This window comes from Serratia sp. NPDC078593, from assembly GCF_050268245.1.
Classification (GTDB): Bacteria; Pseudomonadota; Gammaproteobacteria; order Enterobacterales; family Enterobacteriaceae; genus JBNNGK01.
Genome location: NZ_JBNNGK010000002.1, coordinates 324,569 through 345,617, shown reverse-complemented (window position 1 = coordinate 345,617; position 21,049 = coordinate 324,569). Strand labels below are relative to the sequence as shown.

22 protein-coding genes are annotated in these 21,049 nt (G+C 52.7%); 6 read left to right on the top strand and 16 right to left on the bottom strand.

Annotation, left to right across the window (positions count from 1 at the left end; translation table 11 throughout):
• Window positions 1–23: 23 nt before the first annotated feature.
• Both ACQKDS_RS03770 and rlmF read right to left on the bottom strand, forming a co-directional pair.
• Window positions 24–1,328: a PAS domain S-box protein gene (locus tag ACQKDS_RS03770; RefSeq protein ID WP_399665993.1), complete on the bottom strand. Its 1,305-nt coding sequence runs from the start codon at window positions 1,326–1,328 to the stop codon at window positions 24–26.
• 412 nt (window positions 1,329–1,740) lie between these two features.
• Window positions 1,741–2,706, bottom strand: coding sequence for a 23S rRNA (adenine(1618)-N(6))-methyltransferase RlmF (gene rlmF, locus ACQKDS_RS03765; protein WP_399666240.1), 966 nt, complete (start codon window positions 2,704–2,706; stop codon window positions 1,741–1,743).
• 117 nt (window positions 2,707–2,823) lie between these two features.
• On the opposite strand from rlmF, the gene ACQKDS_RS03760 reads away from it, so the two are divergent.
• Window positions 2,824–3,462, top strand: a complete 639-nt coding sequence (locus ACQKDS_RS03760; protein WP_399665990.1) for a flavin reductase family protein — start codon at window positions 2,824–2,826, stop codon at window positions 3,460–3,462.
• A gap of 122 nt (window positions 3,463–3,584) precedes the next feature.
• Here the strand turns inward: ACQKDS_RS03760 and ybiB are convergent, their stop codons facing one another.
• From ybiB to ACQKDS_RS03730, 6 genes are all read right to left on the bottom strand, one after another.
• The gene (ybiB, locus tag ACQKDS_RS03755; RefSeq protein WP_399666237.1) at window positions 3,585–4,538 is read right to left on the bottom strand and encodes a DNA-binding protein YbiB; all 954 of its coding nucleotides are present in this window, start codon (window positions 4,536–4,538) and stop codon (window positions 3,585–3,587) included.
• Window positions 4,539–4,758: 220 nt separating this feature from the next.
• The gene (locus ACQKDS_RS03750; RefSeq protein ID WP_399665987.1) at window positions 4,759–5,058 is read right to left on the bottom strand and encodes a colicin immunity domain-containing protein; all 300 of its coding nucleotides are present in this window, start codon (window positions 5,056–5,058) and stop codon (window positions 4,759–4,761) included.
• Window positions 5,048–6,118 carry a colicin D domain-containing protein gene (locus ACQKDS_RS03745; protein ID WP_399665984.1) on the bottom strand — a complete coding sequence of 357 codons (1,071 nt, stop codon included), beginning with the start codon at window positions 6,116–6,118 and terminating at the stop codon, window positions 5,048–5,050. The genes ACQKDS_RS03750 and ACQKDS_RS03745 overlap by 11 nt, the downstream gene beginning before the upstream one ends.
• Window positions 6,119–6,509: 391 nt before the next feature.
• Window positions 6,510–8,711: an ATP-dependent DNA helicase DinG gene (gene dinG / locus ACQKDS_RS03740; protein WP_399665981.1), complete on the bottom strand. Its 2,202-nt coding sequence runs from the start codon at window positions 8,709–8,711 to the stop codon at window positions 6,510–6,512.
• A 172-nt stretch (window positions 8,712–8,883) separates the two neighbouring features.
• Complete coding sequence (locus ACQKDS_RS03735; RefSeq protein ID WP_399665978.1) at window positions 8,884–9,249, bottom strand: tautomerase family protein; 366 nt, start codon at window positions 9,247–9,249, stop codon at window positions 8,884–8,886.
• Between the two features lie 4 nt (window positions 9,250–9,253).
• Complete coding sequence (locus ACQKDS_RS03730) at window positions 9,254–9,586, bottom strand: carboxymuconolactone decarboxylase family protein (protein ID WP_399665975.1); 333 nt, start codon at window positions 9,584–9,586, stop codon at window positions 9,254–9,256.
• A gap of 352 nt (window positions 9,587–9,938) precedes the next feature.
• Here ACQKDS_RS03730 and ompC point away from each other — a divergent pair, with 352 nt between their 5' ends.
• Window positions 9,939–11,036: a porin OmpC gene (gene ompC / locus ACQKDS_RS03725; protein ID WP_399665972.1), complete on the top strand. Its 1,098-nt coding sequence runs from the start codon at window positions 9,939–9,941 to the stop codon at window positions 11,034–11,036.
• A 155-nt stretch (window positions 11,037–11,191) separates the two neighbouring features.
• Here ompC and ACQKDS_RS03720 read toward each other — a convergent pair whose 3' ends face one another.
• From ACQKDS_RS03720 to ACQKDS_RS03710, 3 genes are all read right to left on the bottom strand, one after another.
• Entirely contained in the window at window positions 11,192–11,710 is a 519-nt protein-coding gene (locus ACQKDS_RS03720) for a GNAT family N-acetyltransferase (protein ID WP_399665969.1), read from the bottom strand.
• 2 nt (window positions 11,711–11,712) lie between these two features.
• The gene (locus ACQKDS_RS03715) at window positions 11,713–12,282 is read right to left on the bottom strand and encodes a helix-turn-helix domain-containing protein (RefSeq protein WP_399665965.1); all 570 of its coding nucleotides are present in this window, start codon (window positions 12,280–12,282) and stop codon (window positions 11,713–11,715) included.
• Window positions 12,283–12,416: 134 nt separating this feature from the next.
• A complete protein-coding gene (locus tag ACQKDS_RS03710) occupies window positions 12,417–13,862 on the bottom strand; it encodes an MFS transporter (RefSeq protein WP_399665962.1) in 1,446 nt (481 codons plus the stop codon).
• A gap of 102 nt (window positions 13,863–13,964) precedes the next feature.
• Here ACQKDS_RS03710 and ACQKDS_RS03705 point away from each other — a divergent pair, with 102 nt between their 5' ends.
• Entirely contained in the window at window positions 13,965–14,618 is a 654-nt protein-coding gene (locus tag ACQKDS_RS03705) for a helix-turn-helix transcriptional regulator (protein WP_399665959.1), read from the top strand.
• 112 nt (window positions 14,619–14,730) lie between these two features.
• Here the strand turns inward: ACQKDS_RS03705 and ACQKDS_RS03700 are convergent, their stop codons facing one another.
• Window positions 14,731–15,774: a permease gene (locus ACQKDS_RS03700; RefSeq protein WP_399665956.1), complete on the bottom strand. Its 1,044-nt coding sequence runs from the start codon at window positions 15,772–15,774 to the stop codon at window positions 14,731–14,733.
• 108 nt (window positions 15,775–15,882) lie between these two features.
• Between ACQKDS_RS03700 and ACQKDS_RS03695 the strand changes: the two genes are divergently transcribed.
• From ACQKDS_RS03695 to ACQKDS_RS03685, 3 genes are all read left to right on the top strand, one after another.
• The gene (locus ACQKDS_RS03695) at window positions 15,883–16,182 is read left to right on the top strand and encodes an ArsR/SmtB family transcription factor (protein ID WP_399665953.1); all 300 of its coding nucleotides are present in this window, start codon (window positions 15,883–15,885) and stop codon (window positions 16,180–16,182) included.
• A gap of 65 nt (window positions 16,183–16,247) precedes the next feature.
• Window positions 16,248–17,015 carry a MerR family transcriptional regulator gene (locus ACQKDS_RS03690; protein WP_399665951.1) on the top strand — a complete coding sequence of 256 codons (768 nt, stop codon included), beginning with the start codon at window positions 16,248–16,250 and terminating at the stop codon, window positions 17,013–17,015.
• A 171-nt stretch (window positions 17,016–17,186) separates the two neighbouring features.
• Window positions 17,187–17,360 (top strand): hypothetical protein, encoded by a 174-nt coding sequence (locus ACQKDS_RS03685; protein WP_399665949.1) that lies wholly within the window; start codon window positions 17,187–17,189, stop codon window positions 17,358–17,360.
• A 6-nt stretch (window positions 17,361–17,366) separates the two neighbouring features.
• Here the strand turns inward: ACQKDS_RS03685 and ACQKDS_RS03680 are convergent, their stop codons facing one another.
• Genes ACQKDS_RS03680 through ACQKDS_RS03665 form a run of 4 tightly spaced genes read right to left on the bottom strand, consistent with a single transcriptional unit; the run spans window position 17,367 to window position 20,988 of the window.
• Window positions 17,367–18,146, bottom strand: coding sequence for a phosphate/phosphite/phosphonate ABC transporter substrate-binding protein (locus ACQKDS_RS03680; protein WP_399665946.1), 780 nt, complete (start codon window positions 18,144–18,146; stop codon window positions 17,367–17,369).
• Between the two features lie 9 nt (window positions 18,147–18,155).
• Entirely contained in the window at window positions 18,156–18,953 is a 798-nt protein-coding gene (locus ACQKDS_RS03675; protein WP_399665943.1) for an ABC transporter permease, read from the bottom strand.
• Window positions 18,950–19,885: an ABC transporter ATP-binding protein gene (locus ACQKDS_RS03670; RefSeq protein ID WP_399665940.1), complete on the bottom strand. Its 936-nt coding sequence runs from the start codon at window positions 19,883–19,885 to the stop codon at window positions 18,950–18,952. Before ACQKDS_RS03670 ends, ACQKDS_RS03675 begins: the two co-directional genes overlap by 4 nt.
• Window positions 19,882–20,988, bottom strand: a complete 1,107-nt coding sequence (locus ACQKDS_RS03665; protein WP_399666234.1) for an ABC transporter permease — start codon at window positions 20,986–20,988, stop codon at window positions 19,882–19,884. Before ACQKDS_RS03665 ends, ACQKDS_RS03670 begins: the two co-directional genes overlap by 4 nt.
• Between the last annotated feature and the right edge of the window lie 61 nt (window positions 20,989–21,049).

Here is a 21,049-nt window from a genome sequence, read left to right as displayed (position 1 = left end):
AGATGGGTGGGAGCCTGCCAACCTCAGTGTTGCACTGTTTCTTGCTTCACCGAACGAAATGCCTGCATCAGTTTGACCACATCTTGCATGCCAACATTGACCTGATGAATAACATTCCCCGCATCCTGGGTTAATGCCACGCCGCCCCCCGCCTGTTCAACACAAACGGCCATGTTTGACATCGCGGCCGCCACTCCCTGCTGGATCGATTTCGTCATGCCTTCAATCTCAACCGCCGCCTGACGAGATTGCTCTGCCAGAGCGCGAACCTCACTGGCCACGACGGCGAATCCGCGCCCAAACTCACCGGCATGTGCCGCCTCAATTGAGGCATTAATCGCCAATAAATTGGTTTGCGACGCAATCTTTCGCATCATGGCAACGATGCTGTCGATCTGTTGCGAATAATCGCCTAACTCACTCACTCGCTGTGAAGTTTGCCGGGCGGCAACTTCCACCTGTTGCATACCGTCAACGGCCTGCTGAACGATGGTGGCACCTTGCATCGCGCTTTTGTCTGTGGCTAATGAAAGATGATGCACATCGCGCATCAACGCCTCTTCATGTTGCTGTTGCTGCATCAAGCGGGTGATGTCCTGTGCTATCTTAACCACCTTGGTCACCTGGCCTTCATTATCAACAATCGGGTTGTAACTGGCTTCCAGCCAAACTCGCTCCCCGTGACGGTTTTGCCGCTCAAAACGACCGGTAATAAATTCACCGCGGCTCAAGCGTTGCCAATGTTGCTGATAGGCGGATGAAGCGGCAAACTCGGGCGGGCATAAAATCCGGTGATCCTGGCCGCGCGCCTCTTCAAGCTGGTATCCCAACAAAGACAGCATATTGTCATTCGCATCCAGAATCGTCCCCTGCGGGGTGAAGCTAATCATCGCCATCGAACGATTCAGCGCCGCCAGCAAACTACGCTGCTCCTGCGCCTGCACAACCCGCTCGGTTATATCACTCGCCACTTTGATAATTTCTGTTACTTTCCTTTGATTATTGAACACCGGAATATACGTGCCCTGTAACCACACCACCTCGCCATTCTTGCGCAAGCGTTTACTATTATCGGTAATCGCTTCCCCGTGATTGAGCTTATTCCAATGCTGCCGATAAGCATCGCTCGCGGCATATTTCGCCTCACAGAAAATACGGTGGTGTTGCCCTACCACCTCCTCCCTGTCGAACCCCATACATTGCAAAAAGAGATCATTGGCACGTAGCACCGTACCGTCGGGTTTAAATACGATCATCGCTACGGCATTTTCTATGGCGCGTAATTCTGTGCGACAAGTGACAGGTAACTGACTGAATCGTAATAACATAAGTGGGCATCCTCTGACAGGTGATGAACATTCAGCAAGTTTTATCCCCCCGATAATTCGCGTCGCATCACGGTGGTAAGCAAATACATCCCAATGCTTACACGCGTAAGTCACTCGGATAAATATGTACAACCAACCCAGCAGTAGCGAAAAGTATGACGGGGATGTTGTTTCGCGTTTAGCCCACTCACTAACGCATGACGGCCTGAGAGAAAAGATCCTCTTTTCCTACAGGCAGCCTAATTAACCGTAAATAAAATAATAAACGTAAGTAATTACTAATTTAATTATTGGATAACAATAAGAATAATGAATAATGAATAACCAAGTTGAGAATAACCTAACGCGCGGAAAATGAAAGGAAATTGTGAACAATTTGTTAGCGCCGATGCTGTCACCGGCGCTTGTCTATTCAATCCCAGCGTTCTGCCGCCCAAGCGGCTTGCTGCTGCGCATTGTGGAACGACCAAGCAACAAAGCGGCTGATTTTCTGCCCTTGCGCCATGTCGATAGTGCGAACCTCTTCTGCACCCGCCAGTTTCAGCGCATGATAAATTGCAGGCAGCGTCGTATGCTTCGAGATGAGCGAAGTAAACCACAGGCAATTTTGCGCCTTGGCGACGCTCTCTTCCACCATCTTACGCACGAAGGCTTCCTCGCCCCCTTCGCACCAGAGTTCGTTATTCTTCCCCCCAAAGTTCTGAACCGGTGTGTCAGCAACGTTGCCTTTGCCCAGCTTATGCAGCTTCAGTCGGGTGCTGGCTCGCGCTTCCTGTTCTGAAGCGTGGAACGGTGGGTTACACAGCGTTGCGTCAAAGCGCTCGGCCACACCGATAATGCCATCGAAAATACGTTCCGGCTGTTTTTGCAACCGCAGCCGCACACTATTTTTCAGCGTCGGGTTCATGGCAACAATCATTTTGGCCGAGTTCAGTGAAACAGGATCGATCTCCGAACCGGTGAAACGCCAGCCATATTCCCGCAGGCCAACGATCGGATAAATACAGTTGGCACCAATGCCCACATCCAGAATCGCGACGCCCTTGCCACGCGGGATCTCACCGCCGTTGCTGGTGGCCAGCAAATCCGCCAAATGATGCAGATAATCCGCACGGCCGGGGATCGGTGGACACAAATAATCCGCGGGAATATCCCAATGTTCAATGCCGTAAAAATGTTGCAACAACGCGCGGTTGAGCATTTTCACGGCGGCCGGATCGGCGAAATCCACCGAAACATCGCCCCACTGGTTGGGCTTCACAAACGGTTCCAACGCCGGGCAACTGGCAATCAACGCCGGAAAATCATAGCGTGAACGGTGGCGATTACGGGGATGCAGACCTTTTTTCTGCAACGGGAAGGTTTTCTTTTTTTGCACCTGAGGGACTCTTTCTGGCGGGTTCTGCTGCATAAGATAACATATCCCCCCACCAAACTTGCAGCCTGTAACAAACCCGTCAAAATAAACCTCAGGTTTATCAATGAAAGGATCATTATGAGCAGTGAATCTCGTTATTACTACGAACCGGCAGCGGGGCACGGCCTGCCGCACGATCCGCTGAATGCTATCATCGGGCCACGACCGATTGGCTGGATTGCCTCCGTCAGCGCCGCCGGGCAGCGCAATCTCGCGCCCTACAGTTTCTTCAACTGTTTCAATTACCGCCCACCGATTATTGGCTTCGCCAGTTCAGGCTGGAAAGACAGCGTGGCAAACATCGTGGAAACCGGTGAGTTTGTCTGGAACCTAGCGACACGCCCCTTAGCCGAAGCGATGAACAACAGCTCTGCAACGCTGCCGCGTGACGCTGATGAGTTTGCCTTCGCGGGTGTCACCCCGCTGCCGGGGCGCAAAGTTTGCGTCGATCGCGTAGCGGAAAGCCCCGTCCATTTTGAATGTAAACTCACCCAATGTATTCAATTACAAACGGCAACCGGGGAACAGGTAGAAACCTGGCTGGTGTTAGGCGAAGTGGTGGCGGTGCATATCGACCACGCGCTGTTGGATCAACACGGCATTTATCAAACGGCCGCCGCCCAGCCGATCTTACGCGCCGGTGGGCCAACGGCCTATTATTCCATTTCAGAACAACACCGCTTTGATTTAGTGCGGCCCGATGCGCGCCCATCATGACGCAGGCGACTGACCGGGCAATTCATCTGCAGTTCGGCTGAGTCATCAGGTGTAAAACAAGTCGCTTCACAGCGGGGTTACGCCCCAGCTAAAACGCTGAGGCCCCCGCCGCCTGCGGGGATTTAGGCTAAACGCGCCAACCCTTGTTCCAAGGTGCTGACCTCGCCGGTGGCCAACAGGCAGCAGGCGACCTGGCGAGCCAACGCGCGCGGGATCGCTACTTCCCCGGCCAGACAACGTTCGATCCAACGGGCGGTGGTCTCCGTATCTTTCGCCGTCGGTAATGTTGGCACCTCATCCTGCGCCGGGCGTTCCAACAAGACTCGCTGTTCGCCCTTCACGATGTAATGAATCTGCGGGCTACGCTGCGGATTGGCGTACGCCTCACCCTCGGTGCCCTGCATCAATAAACCACGCCCGTCAATCTGGCGGAAGAAAGACGCCACGCGGCCGACGTATTCCGGGTGCGAAACGCTAGCAAGGCGTAGCACATCGTCATCACCAAACGGTGTCGCCAATTTGGCCAAGGTATGCGCACTGTTGCGCACGCCCATACGCCAACGCAAGCCCAATTGGCGTTCGAGCGGCGCTGACAGCGTAGATACCGGCATAAACACCGGCTCGCCGTTATCCAAGCGCTGCTGCGCGTGGGCAGCCTCTTCCGACCACGGCACACCTAACGCTTGGAAAATTTCTGCGCTGGTCACGCGGGTGTGGTCATCAAGCACACCGTGCACCACCACCGGCAACCCGACACGCGATAACAGTAGCGCCAGCAATGGCGTGAGATTCGCCTGCTTACGCGCCCCATTATAACTTGGCAACACCACCGGCATCGGTCGCCCCTGCGGTTTGTGCAACCGTAGCACCTGCTGCTGCATCGCCTGATAGAAACCGAGCATTTCCGCTTCGGCCTCACCTTTGATGCGCATGGCAATCAACACGCCCCCCAGTTCCAGCTCCGGCACTTCGCCGGCCAACATCGCCTGATACAGGTGATACGCGGTTTCGCGATCCAAATCGCGCGCATGGTTTTTTCCGCGACCTATTTCTTTGATAATTTTGGTGTAATCCACGACAACGCCCCCAGATACGATTTTGCTTAGCATACCCTATCCAGCATAGCGCTCAACCTCCGCTATCGGCGCTACGGCGAGTTAATCGCAGGAGGACGATAAAGGCTTCCATGGCGGCTAACAGTGGCGATCGGCATTTGTATACTCAACTCGCCATATGACAACGCCCAGCTTGTTCCACAGAGGCCGGCAATGGAAGTTATAGTGAATCGTCTAAATACTAAGCCAATATGGACTCTTCCCACGACGCTTTAAGGATCGAAATAGTGTTTAGTAAGCCTTGATCGTCTAAATCATCTTCGTCGATTAAGTCAGGGTCAGCGCAGTATGTATCTACCGCTGAAAAAACCGAATCAAAATAGCGTTGCATAGCTTTGTCTCGGTTTTTCGGCTCGTAACAGTCTCTGTATTCGCGCCATGATGCAACGTATTGTTTTTCAAATTCGGGGGCTTTCATATTCCCCGAAACAAACAAGTCGATTAGAGCCAAAATGGCCAGTTCACGTTGATTAAAAGACATTACCTTCACCTATTAAATCGAGCTGTTGAGTTTCAGACAGCTTCCATCCAGAAATGAAATTGCCATCCGATTTGGTCATTACATTAAGTTTAGTTTCAGGGTTGTAGTAATGATAAACATTCAGGTCCCATCGATACTTTCCCGTAATTTTCTGTGTCAATGGATCATCAATGTGCTCTTTCAGTGCATGCTCAAATGACTTCAGACCTACAGTGTTTGGATTACCTGAGACGTTAAAATCTACTGCATGTTTGAATTTTTTCTGTAGTTGCCGGGGTTCAAAATTAACAAATTTTGATGGGAATGGCTTAGGTGCTTTTGATAAAGCAGACAGTTCTTCTAACTCGCTAACGGTACCAAGTCGACCAAGCCCAAGCCCGGCCACGGCAGATGCCCCAGCAATGAGTAACCCTTTGTTATCCATGACCTGATCGTAACCGTCTGGCGCATCACCACCGAGCTGTTGTGCAGCCTTATGGAATCCCTCGATGTTGCCGTTATAAATACCGCCAGCGGCCAGAAGCCGCCCAGCCGCCTTGCTGTTGATGGTTTTCGCCGCCTGAGCATGCTGTACCGGAGCACCGAAATAGTGTTGTTTAACTGTCGGAGCGGGCTTTCTGCCCCGATGTTTATCAAGCGTGTATTCGTAGATTTCACGCACTTCCCGCGGGAACATCTCGCAGCCGTGACCCATAAAGCAATCATAAATCAGGTTACTGTCTGCATCGAAATAAAATGGGTTACGCCGATAATCCCATTCAGCGCTGGTGTCCACACCGATCATCCAGCCAAGCTCAAGCTGCCATTGCACATCATCGAAAAGTTTATCGCATTGTGCCCGGTGTTTGCGTTTGTAAGACGTTGCTGAATTATTGCAATAAGCCGCTTCGCGTCTTTGCGGAACACTGTGGCGGCATATGCGTTGTTGAGGGTATTGCAGGTAATCCAGTTCATAAAAAATGCAGGCCAGCTCCATGGCACTTCTGGGTGAGAGTATGAACTGGATATCTTCGGGGGCGAGCACCAGTCTGGCATCCCATTTCATATAAAGCGTGAACATCCGTTGTCTGCCTTGATTCCATTTTCATTACAGATAGTTTTAGACCAAACCGTTTAAAAATCAATCAGACAAAGAAAGCCGGATAAAAACGATCATTTTATTGAGATTGATGACCCGAGATCTCTGGGCCTAGCATAGCGAAGGCGTTCCGAAGGCTTAGGCCACGACGCCCCCACCACCACGCTTCCCGAATAACGGACTTGGTAAACAGTTTGAATAAAATGGCTGAGCCGATAATGTTTCTTCCGACCACCGGGCATACGGCCGCAACGGCATCCAAGCGGTATACCGTTATCAACTGGCGATATCAGTAGGCCAGTTCACGTGGCGTTCATCAAAGCAAAACGCGGATCTTCCCTATCTCGACAGCGAATAACCCACGGCGATTGGCTTAGCGTCGACGCCGACGGGCAAACGGATTGGCCGATTTTTTCTGTTTTTTCGCGGCATCAGCGGCCGATTTCAGCGCCATAACGTGTGCTTTATCCGCCGCCGGCACCGCTTGCTGCTCGATCGGAAATACCGGTAACGCCGCCAACAGGCGCGAACCGTAGCTTTTAGTAAGCAAACGACGATCGTAAATCACGATCTCACCCCGGCAGGCGTTGCTGCGGATCAACCGCCCCACCTGCTGGATTAAATTAAACGACGCGCTGGGCAAACTCTGCACTTCAAACGGGTAGCGCTTCAGGGTTTTCAACCATTCACCTTCGGTGAGGATTACCGGGCTGTCGATCGGCGGAAACGCGATTTTATGAATATGCACCTGGGTCAGTAACTCACCTTTCAGATCCAGCCCTTCCGCGAACGACTGCAGGCCAATCAACACGCTGGCAACGCCTTTTTCCACCCGCTTGCGGTGCTCCTCCACCAGCCGATAACGTGGCTGGTCGCCTTGTACCAGCAGCATCAAACGTAGATCGCTGACATAGCTGAGGAAGGTTTGCATCGCCCGGTTGCTACTAAACAGAACCAGCATGCCTTTATGCTGCCCGCCCGCCACCTGCGCACGAAAGAAGCGTGCCATTTCTTCCAGATGTTCCGCTTCATTAGCGATCGAGGGTTCGAATGCCATGTTCGGAATAACAATCTTGCCCTGCTCAACATGGTTGAACGGTGAAGCCAACACCGCGAAACGATCACCGGCTTTCTCATTCAGCCCGCTCATTTCTTGCAAACGGGCGAAACTGTTGAGTGAGCGCAAGGTCGCCGACGTCACCACCACATGCGGCACGTTACGCCATAGCAGCTTTTCTAACTGATCGCTCACGCGAATCCCCACACAATGCAGATACAGGTGCGTGACATTATCGCGCTGCTCACGCGTCACCCACTTTGAGATCGGCGCATTGGACGATTTATCTAACGCGGCCAGCTTCCACAGCTTGGTCATTGCCTCCAGATAGCCTAACGTACGGCTGACCTGCAAAAGGGTGCGATGCAAACGCACAATGTCATGCTTGCCGGTTTGCTCAGAGAGATCGTTAAGAATGAACTCCGTCAGGCCGCGTAGTGCATCGGTCAGCTTAAACAACCGGGCGCACACCTCCACCATCTCAGGCGGTAATGCCCCCATTTCAAAGCGGTATTCCGCCTCTACGCTGTCGCCCGGCAGGTAGGCGCTAACCAAGTGCTCAAAGGTTTGCACCAGTTCACGCAGCTCTTCGCAGTGGTTTTTCAAACGTTCCGTATTGGACAGCCCCGGCGGGTTTTTCGGCCGGTATTGCACCATACACTGCTCAACCTGCCGTACGATCAGGTCGAGCTGTAAGTTGGTGGACAACGCAGTAATTTCACCTTCAATTTCCAGTGCATCACGTGCGACATCCGGCAGATGATGGCCTTCATCCAACACTAACAGTAACTCTTTCGGATTCGGCAGTACCGATTCACTTTCCAACGCCGCCATCACCAGCGCATGGTTTGCCACCACCACATCGGCACTCTCAATTTCCTTACGGGCGAGATAAAACGGACATTCACGAATATAGTGGCAATTGCGACCCAAACAGTTAGCTTTATCGGTACTCAACTTAGACCACAGTTTATCGTCAATCGATAATGCATAATGATCGCGTAGCCCATCCCACTCATGACGGCTGAGTGATGTAGACAGTTTTTGGCACAGCGCCTGCTCTTCGCCGTTTGACGGCACCAACTCATCTTCATCCAGATACAGCATCAGATCGCCCTGTTCAGCCACGTCGGTGCTCATGGCGGCCAGATTACGCGGGCAGACATAGCGGCGGCGACCAAACGCCCCGGTGAATTTTAAATCGGGAATGATCTTCTTTAGCAGCGGTAAATCTTTACTGAAGATTTGATCCTGTAACGCCACGTTGGCCGTGCTGACGACCAACGGTTTGCCTTCGTCGCGGCCCACAGCGATGCCGGGAATCAAGTACGACAAGGTTTTACCCACGCCGGTCGGCGCTTCGATCGCCAAGTGGCGCGGATAGTCACCTGCCAAGGTTTTCGCCACTTCGGCTATCATTTGCCGCTGCGGCGCACGGGAAATAAAATCCGGTATTTGCTGTTGCAGCGCTTTGTACCATCGGCCGATTTGATCTTTTACTGAAGAGGAGAGCGCCATTCACTGTATATCGTAACGAAATGATGGCGCTATTGTCCCACAGACCGCCCGCTCAGTCAGCCCGCGTTATCGGCATCTCAGCAACATGGCGCGTCGCCCTACAGGTTACCGTTAAGAATGGGTATGGCATTAAACCGTCTCAGTTGGAGGACTGGCCGGACGAGCTTGCACGTTAACGGGTACTAAACGACCAGTCTTCCAACTGCGATGTGACCACGATCACCATCACATCCTCGGGTCTCAATTGCAGGTTTTGTTGTAGTAACGCCGCCAGTCGTTGGTAAAAACGTTGCTTGGTTGCCGCATCACGCGGCTTACCCACGGTGATGTAAAACAACACATAATTTTCTGAACGAGGCCCCCCTAGGTAGTGTTGGTCATAAATCAACTCGCCAGGTGCGTATTGATCGATAACCTGAAACTTATCGTCTGGCGGCACCTCGAATGCCTCAACTAATGCTTGATGGAGGGTTGCTGATAAAATCTGCAAATAGGCTGATGATTTTCCACGCTGTAACGCTATTCGAGTAAACGGCATGCTGTTAGCCCTCCAAATCACGCAGGCGTGCCACAGCCGATGCCGCCGCAGGCCAGCCGGCATAAAACGCCAAATGCGTCATGATTTCTGCGAGTTGGTCACGGCTCAAACCGTTACGCTGTGCCAATTGCAGGTGAAAGGGCAACTGTTCCAATCGGTTCAGCGCCACCAACGCAGCTACGGTGATCAAACTGCGTTCGTAAGGCGTAAGCTGCGGGCGTTGCCAGATATCGTCGAACAAAATGCTATCGCTAAGCTGCGCCAGCTTAGGCGCAATATCAGCAAAGGCTTGCTGGCCCGTTTTTGAGCGTGTGGCACGTTTTTCCTGAGTGGACATGATTTTCTCCGAATAGTGAGCAATAGCATTACGCTACCTGTCACCCTTTCCGATGAAAATCGGGATTTTTGGGATCAATGATACGGAAAATCGGGAGAGTTAGTCTCAACCTACTCCCGCGGCACAAGGTGATAAAAGCCACCTTATCGTAAAGATAGGCTACGGGCTTGTCCGCGGTTGGCTAGCGCCGTTATTGCTTTTTTTTCCTCACTTAGCGTAGAAATAAATATTTTGTCATAAATACATCACACAAACTTGGTAAAAATTCTGCGCTGCGATAAAACTGGCAGCAAACGAACCCGTAATAGCATCAATGTTCAGCGTCTTTTAATAGAGAAAAGCAGGGATAAATATGAAACCTCAACTTCTTGCCGTTATTATTCCGGCAATTTTACTGGCACCTTCGTCCTACGCAGCAGAAATTTACAATAAAGACGGTAATAAGCTCGATCTGTACGGCAAAGTAAAAGGGTTACATTATTTCTCTGATGATGCGGGTAACGACGGTGATAAAACCTACGTTCGTTTAGGTTTTAAAGGCGTAACCCAAATTAACGAACGCCTAAGCGGTTATGGCCAGTGGGAGTATCAATTTTCTGCTAACCATTCAGAAGCCGACAGCGCCAAGGACACCAAAACCCGCCTGGGCTTTGCCGGTTTGAAGCTAAAAGACATCGGCTCTCTCGATTATGGACGCAACTACGGCATTATTTATGATGTCGGCGCCTGGACCGACACACTACCCGAATTCGGTGGCGATGCCTTCGTCAAGACCGATAACTTTATGAATGGCCGTACCAACGGTGTCGCCACTTATCGTAACAATGATTTCTTTGGTTTAGTCGATGGCCTGAAATTTGCCGCTCAGTATCAAGGCAAAAATGAAAATGACGGCCGTGCAAACAGTAAATCCAACGGCGATGGCTGGGGTTTATCCTCTAGCTACGAAATTATTGATGGTCTCAGCGTCGGTGCAGCCTATGCTTCATCCAACCGCACCAGTCAGCAAAAACAAGGTGCGTTTGGCAAAGGGGATAAAGCCGATATTTGGGCGGCCGGGATGAAGTTTGATGCGAATGGGGTTTATTTAGCCGCCACCTATGCTGAGAGCCATAATATCGCGCCTCTTTCTGGTAAGGCTACCGTGAATAATAGTACCACCGCCGTCAGTGGTTTTGCCAATAAAGCGCAAAGCTTCGAAATGGTTGCGCAGTATCAATTTGATTTTGGCCTGCGCCCATCCATTGCCTATGTCCAATCCAAAGGGAAGAATATTGAAAATATAGGTGATGCAGACTTAGTAAAATACATCGACGTGGGAGCGTCTTATTACTTCAATAAAAACATGTCTACCTATGTAGATTATAAAATTAACCAGCTTGATAGCGATAATAAACTGGGGCTGGCGGATGATGACGTGGTCGCCGTCGGTTTGGTTTATCAGTTCTAAAGTGGGCAGTGCGCCCACTGGCAACCTGTAGCTTCGGCTAATTTTACTGTTCATGCATCTTTGCCGGGTCGCTGCACCCGGCTTTTTTTCTCACTCTGGCGTGAAACGCCACGCCGACAGGGCAACGGCGTTAACCACAACGCTTACCGACCCGCTCACAATAATTTATACATATAACTGGTCGAATCCAGCGTGTCCTCGCAACTGGCGCGGGCATAATGCGGAATGTGCCCTGCCAACTGGAACCCTAACCGGCGGTACAATGCTTCTGCGGATGAGTCGCTGACGGTATCTAACACTAACAAATTGCGTTGATGTGCCACAGCCAACTGTTCGGCGTGCTGCATCAAGCTGCGTGCAATACCCTGACGGCGCGCCTGCGGATCGACCATCAGCTTGGCGATCTCTGCCCGATGGCGGCCATTATCCGGCATATCTAACAGTAACTGCACCGTGCCAACAAGGCGTTGGCCATCACGCGCCACCAGCATGAGCCGATCGCCACACGCTATCGCCGGTAACAGTTTTTGCCAAAATGCCGCCGCCTGCGCTAGGTTAAACGGGGTGACAAAGCCAATGCTGGCACCCTGCCAAACGCTGGCGTGCAGCACCTGTGCTAGCTCAGGCACCGCCTGTTGCGCCGCAACGGCGTCTAATTGCTGAATTTCAATCATAGTTATGGCCTACAGATGACAAGCGTATAGTGGGCCGGCCGAACGCCGGATGCATGAAATTGTGAAGCGCCCGTTAGTCGATAACGCAGGCAGTCCCCGGCTTGCAAGCGGAATACGCGCGATTCGATGGTTAACGTCAGTTCGCCGTCAAGCATCCACAGGTGATGTTCCAGGCTATGAATTGGCGGTAGATCGTAATCAATACGTGCGCCGGGTTCGAGCGTCCCTTCGATCAATTCGGCCTTATATAAGGCTGCCGGTGGCGACACTGAACGGCGATGAAAACCGCTGTGACGATCGACCCATACCGGCTGTTGTTCGCGTTGCAACAACTCCGGCGCCGTATTTTCAACATCGCTAAGCAAGCGCGACATAGTTAAGCCATACGCCGCGCACAGTTTGTTTAGCAATGAAGCAGTCGGGCTGGTTTCCATACGCTCAATGCGCGACAGCGTTGCGCGGCTAATCTCGGTATGTTGTGCTAATGCCTCCAAAGACCAGCCTTGCTGCTGACGCAATTCAGCCAACCGCTGCGCCAACCGCCGATCGGCATTATCCTGCTGATGATCCATCTGTGCTCCTACTCCACCAAATCTCATTAAAGAGAAATAATCCCAAATTAGAGAATCGTCAAGCGGATTTTTAGCGTAAGTCACGCTATGTCATGCCAATCGGCAGGCTAAACCTCCATGTATGGCTAGCCATTTCAGTAAGGGTCAGAAGTGGTATGTTGTACCAGATTACCCGTTAGCGCCTTGGGATAAGCGCATCGCCAGGCGAAATACACCGCCAGCAACGGCGCAATGGCAAAGAGTGAGAACACCCAACGTGCGGCCACGCTTGCCCCCTCCACGCCGCCCGGCACGTTTAACCCAGCCAGATTGGCGATCATTCCCGCTAGTGCGGCACCCAATGCGGTCGCAAACAGTTGCACCGTCGTGATCGACGCACCGGCAATATCCTTATCCGCCTCCGACGCATTTTGCAGGATACGCGTTAACAGATGCGGCCAGCCGAAACCAATGCCAAACCCAACCAATGTCAGGGCGATAACGATCGGCGTCAACGCCAGCCAGTGCCCGTCCGAAGATGCCGGCATCCACCATGCTAACCCCAGTAACCCCGCCAGCACCAGCAGCGGCCCGCTGACAATCGCCCGGCGGATACCGGCATTGCGCCAACCTGAACTGAGGATCTCCGCCACTGTCCAACCGGCTGCCATCGTCGCAGCAAGATAACCAGCAATCAGCGGCGACTGACCGTGTAACATTTGCAGAAAATACGGCACAAAGATCTCACTGGTCATGCCAATCACCAGCAATGAAACGGTGAGATATAATGCCGCCTGTGTCGATCCGCGGCGCAGTGCCCCCTGCGGTAACAAGCGGGCATTAGCATGGGTTTCACGCCGCAATAACCACAGCATCAACACTAGCGCCAAGATAATACTGCCCACATTGAACCATGGGTCGGCCACCAGGCTGCCAGCAGAAACGATTAACACGGACGCGGCCAGCAATCCCAACTGTGTTAACGGCAGCGCTACCGTTGCCTGCGGTGGCTTTCCTTTTGGCAAGATCGTCAAGGTGAACGCCGCATACAACAGCGTGATCGGCAACAGAATGCCAAACGCCCAACGCCAAGCCTGTAACTCGGCAAAAATGCCGCCCACCGCCGGACCGATCAGCGTCGCAATGCCCCACATCGCGGAAATCAGCGCCATCGCCCGTGGCCACAACGATTGACGAAATACCAAATTGATCATGGCATAGGACAACGCGAATAGCAGCCCGCCGCCAAAACCTTGAATCGTTCGACCGATCAGCATGACCCACATCGACGGAGCCAGTGCACACAACATCGCCCCGATGATGAAAAACAGCGAAGCCATGCCATATGCACTGCGAGCGCCATAGCCATTAAGTAAACGCGCCGACAGCACCGAACCTAAAATAGACGCCACCACAAACAGCGTGGTGTTCCAGGCATAAAGATGTAAACCACCGATGTCCTGCACCACGGAGGGTAAAATGGTGGTCGCCACAAAAATATTAATGGCGTGCAGCGCCACGCCTAACGACAGCGCGATGGCACTGGCGGCATTTGTAGCGGAAAACAGATCGCGCCAGCGGCTTTCATTATCAGTTATCACGTTCATCGTCCTATTTTCAGCGGTAGGCATTGAGTTGTGGGTGTGATTACGCTAAATTTAACAAGCGTTATCTTGGAATAATTAAGGGTGAGCCGGAGGAATATGTCAAGAATTAGCTTGGAAAATGGAGAGTGCACAGCACATTCTGTCAGTGATCGTTTGTTAAAGCTCTTGAAAACCCGTGGCCCACAACAAGCCTCTGAGGCCGGAAAAGTGCTTGGCACCACCGGAGAAGCCACACGACAACAGTTCGTTAAACTGGCAAAAGAGGGTTTGGTGGAAGCCAAAGCAGAAACCCGTGGCGTTGGTCGCCCGGTGCAACTGTGGCAGTTGACGCCAGCCGGCAACGCCAGTTTCCCGGATACCCATGCCGAACTCACCGTGCAATTGCTGCGCACGGTACGGGATAAGTTGGGTGACAATGCCCTCGATGTGCTGATCGAGAGTCGCGAGCAGGAAACCCGCATCAACTATATTCAGGCGATGATCGGTGCAGCCAATCTGCAAGAGCGCGTGGCACGGCTGGCGGCTTTACGCTGCCGTGAAGGCTATATGGCGGAATGGTGTGCGTTGGATGACGGCACCTTCCAACTGGTGGAAAACCACTGCCCCATTTGCGCCGCCGCTACCGTCTGTCAGGGTTTTTGCCGTGCCGAAATGAACATTTTTAGTGAAGTGCTACGGGCGCAGGTCGAACGCGTCGAGCATATTCTGGCAGGTGCCCGCCGTTGCGCTTACCGGATTTCTGAGGCGTAATAGCCAGTATTTCGCGCAAAGCGCGAACGGAGATTATTGCCCCAAAGCGGGGTACATCTCACTGATGCGCAGAGTATAGGGATAGCAACGCAGTGCCAAGGCTTTCTGGCTGTTAAAAGAATAATTGCGCCAAATATCCCATCATGATTGCCATACCGAGAATCACGGTCAGGAATGCAACAATCATGGGCATTTTGAACATCGACTTAAGCAAAATCACCTCTGTCAAGCTGGCTCCGGCGCTGCCAATAATCAGCGCCATGACGGCACCGATCCCCATCCCTTTGACCATCAGCACGGAGGCCAGCGGAATCACCGCTTCAGCACGAATATAAAGCGGAATACCGACGATAGCGCTCAATGGGATAGCAAACAGGTTATCCGCGCCCGCATGTGTGGCGATCCATTCAGCCGGGATGAAGCCATAGATCAACGAACCTATCAGCACCCCCGTAAGCAAATAGGGGAGCACCTCTTTGAACTGTTGCCATGCTTCTTGCCATGCTCGCTTGATGGTGCTTGGTGACATGGGTCGAGTGGGACTTTCGCTGGCGCAACACGCATCAGCCAGCTTTACCTGCTGACTTTCACAACAGGCTGTTTCCAGCAACGGCCGCTCCGGTTGGCTCAACGCTGCGGCATGACAACATGATGAAGATTTAACCGCCGTCTCAGGTGCGGAACATCCCATAGCACGGGGCTGGGCATCTTGCACATTAATAACATAGCGTTCAAAACCTAGCCGATTCAAGATAATGCTGGAGAGTACCGACACCGTAGCAGCAATGATGGCATACAGCATGGTGATTTTTAGACCGAAAGTTGCCCACATTAATCCAACAATAATCGGATTAAGCAACGGCGAGACAAACAGAAAAGTCAGTGTAGACCCCAACCCCGCCTTGGCTGATAACAACCCACGTAACATCGGAATGGTTGAGCAACTACAAAATGGGGTTATGGCTCCCAGTAAGGCTGCAATCACATAGCCCCGCCCCTTACGGGCACCCAGCATTGCCTGAATTTTCGCATCTGGCACTTTTTGCCGCACGACACTGACAGCAAAGCTTATCACCAGAAACAATAGCGATAACTCAGCGGCCAAAAATAGCAACATTTTTGCCGCATCCACCAGCATGGCTAACCCATTCTCCATGATATTATTCCTCAATATTAAAACTATATTTCTAGTATATTCGAAATGAATTGTGACGCAAAACATATTTCTGCTAATATCGAAATATTAACGATAAAGGAGTGGCATATGCAGTTAGAAGAAGCTGCTAAGGCATTGAAAGAGCTGGGGCATCCGACACGTCTGTATATCTTTAAACATCTGGTCAAAGCCGGGAGTCAAGGGCTGCCTGTCGGCGAATTGCAAAAGCAGCTAGACATTCCTGGCTCAACGCTGAGCCATCATATCTCCGCATTAGTGTCGGTTGGTTTGATACAACAAAACCGTGAAAGCCGAACGCTGATGTGTGTTGCCCAGTACGATATATTGGAAAATATTATCCAATATTTGCAAGATGAATGCTGTATTAACGGCGTTGATACTCGATGACGTCACCGCAGGTGTTGATCGATAACTCATTAAATAACGACGTGGCATAGGCGCGAGGAGAGCAGATGGCGGTTTATAGCATTGGCGAAGTCGCGCAACTGTGCGGTATCAACCCGGTGACGTTACGCGCCTGGCAACGGCGTTATGGCCTGTTAAAACCGCAACGGAGTGACGGCGGGCACCGCCAGTTTAACGACGATGACGTCGCGCGCATTCGTGAAATCATCAGTTGGATCGCCCGTGGCGTGCCGGTCAGCCAAGTGAAAGCATTGTTGGCCGGTGAAACCGTTCCCGACGACAATGCCAACTGGGTAACGTTACAACAACAATTGCTGGAAATGCTACATCAACCCGCGCCCAACAAACTACGCAGCCGAATTTATGAATTGGGGCGAGAATACCCGGTTAATGCGCTTATCGATCACGTATTGCGCCCACTGCGTCTGCAACTGAGCGCCAATAATCCGTTACTGCACTCACTACGGGCGCTGCTGGATGGCATCATCATCGAATATGGCGCATTTTGCATGGCCGGTGCCCGTAAAAAGCCCGGTCAGAATGCCCTGCTGATGGTCTGGGGTGCCACCGCCGATCGCACAGAACTGTGGATGGAGGCCATTATTTTAGCCAAAACCGGCCTGCGGATCGCTATTTTGCCCGAGCCACTGGCGCAGCCACAACCTCAACTGTTCAGCGCCGACCGCTATTTTATCCGTTGCGAAGGGCCATTGAGTGCATCACAGCGCAAGCAACTCGCTGCCTGGCACGACGCCGGGTTGGATATTACCTTGCTTGGTAGCAGTGCGCGGCTTACCGTGACGGTGCATGGCTGAGCGCCTGTGCCGGATTGGGTCACAGGGGCAAAAAAGCCCCTATGTCATTAGCTGTTAAACGTTAGGGTTCATCGTCGCTGGAATTCATCGCAACTCAGGGAAAGGCATTTCACAAAATAGACACAAGGTCTATAATCGTTGCTGTTTTAAACCACCTGCGAAAATAATTCCATGCTGAAAAAAGCGTTAGTCATTGTCATCGCCCTGTGCGCCTTCGGTTCTCTGGGCGGCGTGTTCTTAGCCGGTCTTAACATCTACACCCGCTCCACCACACCACAGGAAGAAACAACCACCGAGAGCGCCGCGCCTAGCATTATCCCCATGCCAGCAGAACACGCGCAATAATCTCCGCTATAACGCCGTCACACCGGCGGCAGCGGCCTGCCGTTCTAAATCCTCGATCGTCATATAGGCTGAACGCGGCACCAGACTGAAATCACCAATCAGCAGGCTGTCGCTGGCGGGATCGTTAACCATGTCATTGGCAGCCGTACGCAGTATCTCCAACTGTTCCACCGTCGTCCCCGGCGCAGTGATAAACGGTAAACCGGGCACTGACGCGGTACGGCCGATGATTTTCACCCCGGCTAACGCCTGCGGTTGCGCGCGTTTCAACAATTCTAAACTCACACTGTCGATGGCTGCGATGTCCGCCGTGCCATTTTGAATCAGTTTTAACGAGTTATAATGTGCACCGCTGGCGATGGCTTGGCTGAAGAAGCGTCCGTTCTCTGCCAACGGCGCAATCAACGCGCGTAAACTGTTGTAGCCGGATTGCGAATCCGTGCTGTTATACGCGACCACCCGGCCACGAAAGTCAGCTAGCCGTTGGCCCGCATCATTTTTACGCACCACCAACCAACTGCTGTAATTGGCGCCGTTACATCCTTCAACACGATAATGGTAAGTCCCCACCAATTGCACCTGCGGCAGATAAGCCACCAGCGGATAGCCGCAGGTTTGGCTAAGTAACAGATCTGGTTGCTGCCAATGGTGCGCCAAATCTTGCGGCCAACTTAGCGTTTCCGGCACCGTTGGCAGGCCAAGCCGCAGCAGCCTGGCCCGTAACGCTCGCCAAAATGGCACTACCTGCTGATGCGTAACCCCGTACATCGGCAAAGAGACTTGCATGATGACTCCCTATCCTATCGTAGACGACGAGCTCAACGCGTGCTGACGCCACGCCGTCAGATGCTCCACCCAACGTTCAAACGCCCTATCGATAATAATAGCCAGTAACGCCACAACCAGCGCGCCCTGAATCACATAAGCCGTATTAAAGCCGCTCAGACCGATAATAATCGGCGATCCCAACGTTTTGGCGCCGACGGTTGAGGCAATCGCCGCCGTACCGATATTAATGATCACCGAGGTACGAATCCCGGCGACAATCACCGGCGCGGCCAGCGGCAATTCGACGCGCCACAAAATCTGCCACGGACTCATGCCTACGCCCTGTGCCACTTCACGCGTTGCCGCTGGCACCGAGTCGATGCCAGTCAGCGTGCCTTGCAAGATTGGCAATAGCCCGTACAACACCAGCGCGATGATCGCTGGCTGCTCGCTGAATCCCATGACCGGCACAGCGATCGCCAGCACCGCCACAGGCGGAAAAGTTTGACCTATCGCGACGACGGTTTCCACCAGTGAACGAAACGCTTTACCCGCTAATCGGGTCACCGCGACGCCCGCCGACATGCCAATCATCATCGCTATCAGGCTGGAAATCGCCACCAACAGCAAATGCGCCACCGTCAACGAGACAAAACTGTCCTGCTGGTAAATAGGCCGTTGTAGATCGGGAAATAACGCGGAAAACACGCCGTGCAGATGGTTCATGCCAAACACTAACGCCAGCAACAGTGCGATCAGCCACGATAAGGGATCGCGTAACAATGACAGTACACCACCGCGCGGTGGCCGCTTTCCCCGGATCATGGCAGCGCCTTTTGCGCAATTAAATCGCTAAAGTGCAGCACACCGAGAGGCTCGCCCTGCCCACTCACGACCGGCAAACAATCGCTGCCGCGGGCAACAAATACCGATAAAGCTTCCCGCAGACTCATCTCTGCGGCGATCGGTTCGCCATCCACCTGCCCTGGCCGTATCCGTTCCGCCACCCTGCCAAGCGCCAATAATTTTATGCCGCGATCGCTGCGGCCAAAGAAATCCCTGACAAAATCATTCGCCGGTGCGGTCAACATTTCAAACGGTGTGCCCTGCTGTACCACTCGGCCAGCATCCATCAGCACAATCCGGTCACCCAATGCCAGCGCCTCATCAATGTCGTGCGTGACCAGCACGATAGTGCGGCCAGAAAGTTGGTGAATGCGCGCCACCTCTGTTTGCAACGTACCCCGCGTGACCGGATCGAGCGCACCAAAGGGTTCATCCATCAGCAACACTTCGGGGTCGGCGGCCAACGCGCGCGCTACTCCCACCCGCTGCTGCTGGCCGCCAGAGAGCTGATGGGGATAACGGCGGCGAAACAGCTCAGGATCCAGATGCAATAACGTCATCAGTTCGGTAACGCGATCGCGAATACGCGCCCGTGGCCACTTCAAGAGCTGCGGCACGGTGGCGATGTTCTCTTCAACCGTCCAGTGTGGGAAAAGGCCGATGGACTGAATGGCATAGCCCATACGCCGTCGTAAATCCTGCGGTTTAAATTTATGAATCTCTTCGCCTGCGAAGTAGATCTTCCCTTGATCATGCTCAATCAACCGATTGATCATTTTTAAGGTAGTGGATTTACCTGAGCCAGAAGTGCCAATCAGCACGGTAAAATCCCCTTCGGCAATGTTAAGCGACAGATTATCCACCGCCGCTTTGCCCTGAAATATTTTGCTTACCTGGTCAAAGTTAATCATCGGCGGCTGACGTCCAAAGCTGAAATAATAAATTTAAACAGTGAATCGACGATCACTGCCATCACGATCACCGGGATCACCCCCAGCAACACCAGATCGAGCGCACTACTGAGCAATCCCTGGAATACAATGGCACCAAAACCCCCGGCGCCAATCAACGCCGCAATCACCGCCATCCCAACGGTCTGCACCGCCAAAATGCGCACGCCGGTGAGGAACAGCGGCAATGCCAACGGCAATTGCACACGCCAAAAGATCTGCCCACGCGTCATGCCCATGCCACAGGCTGATTCAATCACGCTCGCGGGTACGCTTTGTAACCCGGCCACCACGCTGCGCACCAACGGCAACAACGCGTACATGACCAAAGCAACAATCGCCGGAGCCAAGCCAATACCGCTCACGCCGTGGCGTGCCAGCCACGGTAAAGCCGCCGCCAGCCCGGCCAACGGCGCAATTAATAAGCCGAACAATGCGATTGACGGTATGGTCTGAATAATATTGAGCGTAGAGAAAATGACACTTTGCCCGCGTGGCGAACGAAAACACCACATGCCAAGCGGTACGCCGATCGCTAACGCCGGCAAAATGGTGAGCAGTAGAATGGTAAGATGCTGCATCAACGCGGCATCAAACACCTCTTGCCGGTTGTGGTACTCCTTCAGTAACGAAAGCCCGTCCAGTTGGTCGGTGAACAGCAACAGCAACGCAGGCAGCACTACCAGCGTGTTCCCCACCATACGCCACAACTGGGATGCGGTGATACGTGCAATAGCCTCTGCGGCCATCAATAAACTCAGCGCCAGCATCAGCCAGCAGCCGCTGCCCCACGAGGTGCGCGCCAGCGGTGAACCGTCTAACGCCAATTGTTGCGCTGCATAACCGCTCAGCCAAAAGGTTAAGCCCAACAGCATCGACGCGCTAATCGCAGTCAACGACGCATTACGTCGGTTCGGTGGTAACACACTGAGCACCGCCAACAGCGCTAAAGGCACCAGCAGCCAGAGCGCCGCACCATGTAACAGTGAGGTTAGGCCGATGCTTTTACCTGAAAGAAGGCGGTTGGGGGCATAACTGAGGAATGGCAAGCAAAATGCCGCCATGATTAACAAGATAAACAGCGTCAGTATTACGCGGTTTTTTAACACGTTAGTCAAAAAAACT

Excerpts from the sequence above, each read along its gene's own strand:
- ACQKDS_RS03760 (WP_399665990.1), top strand. The coding sequence starts at position 2,824 with ATGAGCAGTGAATCTCGTTATTACTACGAACCGGCAGCGGGGCACGGC.
- ACQKDS_RS03675 (WP_399665943.1), bottom strand. The coding sequence starts at position 18,953 with ATGATCCGGGGAAAGCGGCCACCGCGCGGTGGTGTACTGTCATTGTTA.
- ACQKDS_RS03745 (WP_399665984.1), bottom strand. The coding sequence starts at position 6,118 with ATGTTCACGCTTTATATGAAATGGGATGCCAGACTGGTGCTCGCCCCC.
- dinG (WP_399665981.1), bottom strand. The coding sequence starts at position 8,711 with ATGGCGCTCTCCTCTTCAGTAAAAGATCAAATCGGCCGATGGTACAAA.
- ACQKDS_RS03690 (WP_399665951.1), top strand. The coding sequence starts at position 16,248 with ATGGCGGTTTATAGCATTGGCGAAGTCGCGCAACTGTGCGGTATCAAC.
- ACQKDS_RS03670 (WP_399665940.1), bottom strand. The coding sequence starts at position 19,885 with ATGATTAACTTTGACCAGGTAAGCAAAATATTTCAGGGCAAAGCGGCG.
- ACQKDS_RS03735 (WP_399665978.1), bottom strand. The coding sequence starts at position 9,249 with ATGCCGTTTACTCGAATAGCGTTACAGCGTGGAAAATCATCAGCCTAT.
- ACQKDS_RS03700 (WP_399665956.1), bottom strand. The coding sequence starts at position 15,774 with ATGGAGAATGGGTTAGCCATGCTGGTGGATGCGGCAAAAATGTTGCTA.
- ACQKDS_RS03750 (WP_399665987.1), bottom strand. The coding sequence starts at position 5,058 with ATGTCTTTTAATCAACGTGAACTGGCCATTTTGGCTCTAATCGACTTG.
- ACQKDS_RS03720 (WP_399665969.1), bottom strand. The coding sequence starts at position 11,710 with ATGATTGAAATTCAGCAATTAGACGCCGTTGCGGCGCAACAGGCGGTG.
- ACQKDS_RS03695 (WP_399665953.1), top strand. The coding sequence starts at position 15,883 with ATGCAGTTAGAAGAAGCTGCTAAGGCATTGAAAGAGCTGGGGCATCCG.
- ACQKDS_RS03685 (WP_399665949.1), top strand. The coding sequence starts at position 17,187 with ATGCTGAAAAAAGCGTTAGTCATTGTCATCGCCCTGTGCGCCTTCGGT.
- ACQKDS_RS03680 (WP_399665946.1), bottom strand. The coding sequence starts at position 18,146 with ATGCAAGTCTCTTTGCCGATGTACGGGGTTACGCATCAGCAGGTAGTG.
- ACQKDS_RS03715 (WP_399665965.1), bottom strand. The coding sequence starts at position 12,282 with ATGGATCATCAGCAGGATAATGCCGATCGGCGGTTGGCGCAGCGGTTG.
- ompC (WP_399665972.1), top strand. The coding sequence starts at position 9,939 with ATGAAACCTCAACTTCTTGCCGTTATTATTCCGGCAATTTTACTGGCA.
- ACQKDS_RS03730 (WP_399665975.1), bottom strand. The coding sequence starts at position 9,586 with ATGTCCACTCAGGAAAAACGTGCCACACGCTCAAAAACGGGCCAGCAA.
- ACQKDS_RS03770 (WP_399665993.1), bottom strand. The coding sequence starts at position 1,328 with ATGTTATTACGATTCAGTCAGTTACCTGTCACTTGTCGCACAGAATTA.
- ACQKDS_RS03705 (WP_399665959.1), top strand. The coding sequence starts at position 13,965 with ATGTCAAGAATTAGCTTGGAAAATGGAGAGTGCACAGCACATTCTGTC.
- ACQKDS_RS03665 (WP_399666234.1), bottom strand. The coding sequence starts at position 20,988 with ATGGCGGCATTTTGCTTGCCATTCCTCAGTTATGCCCCCAACCGCCTT.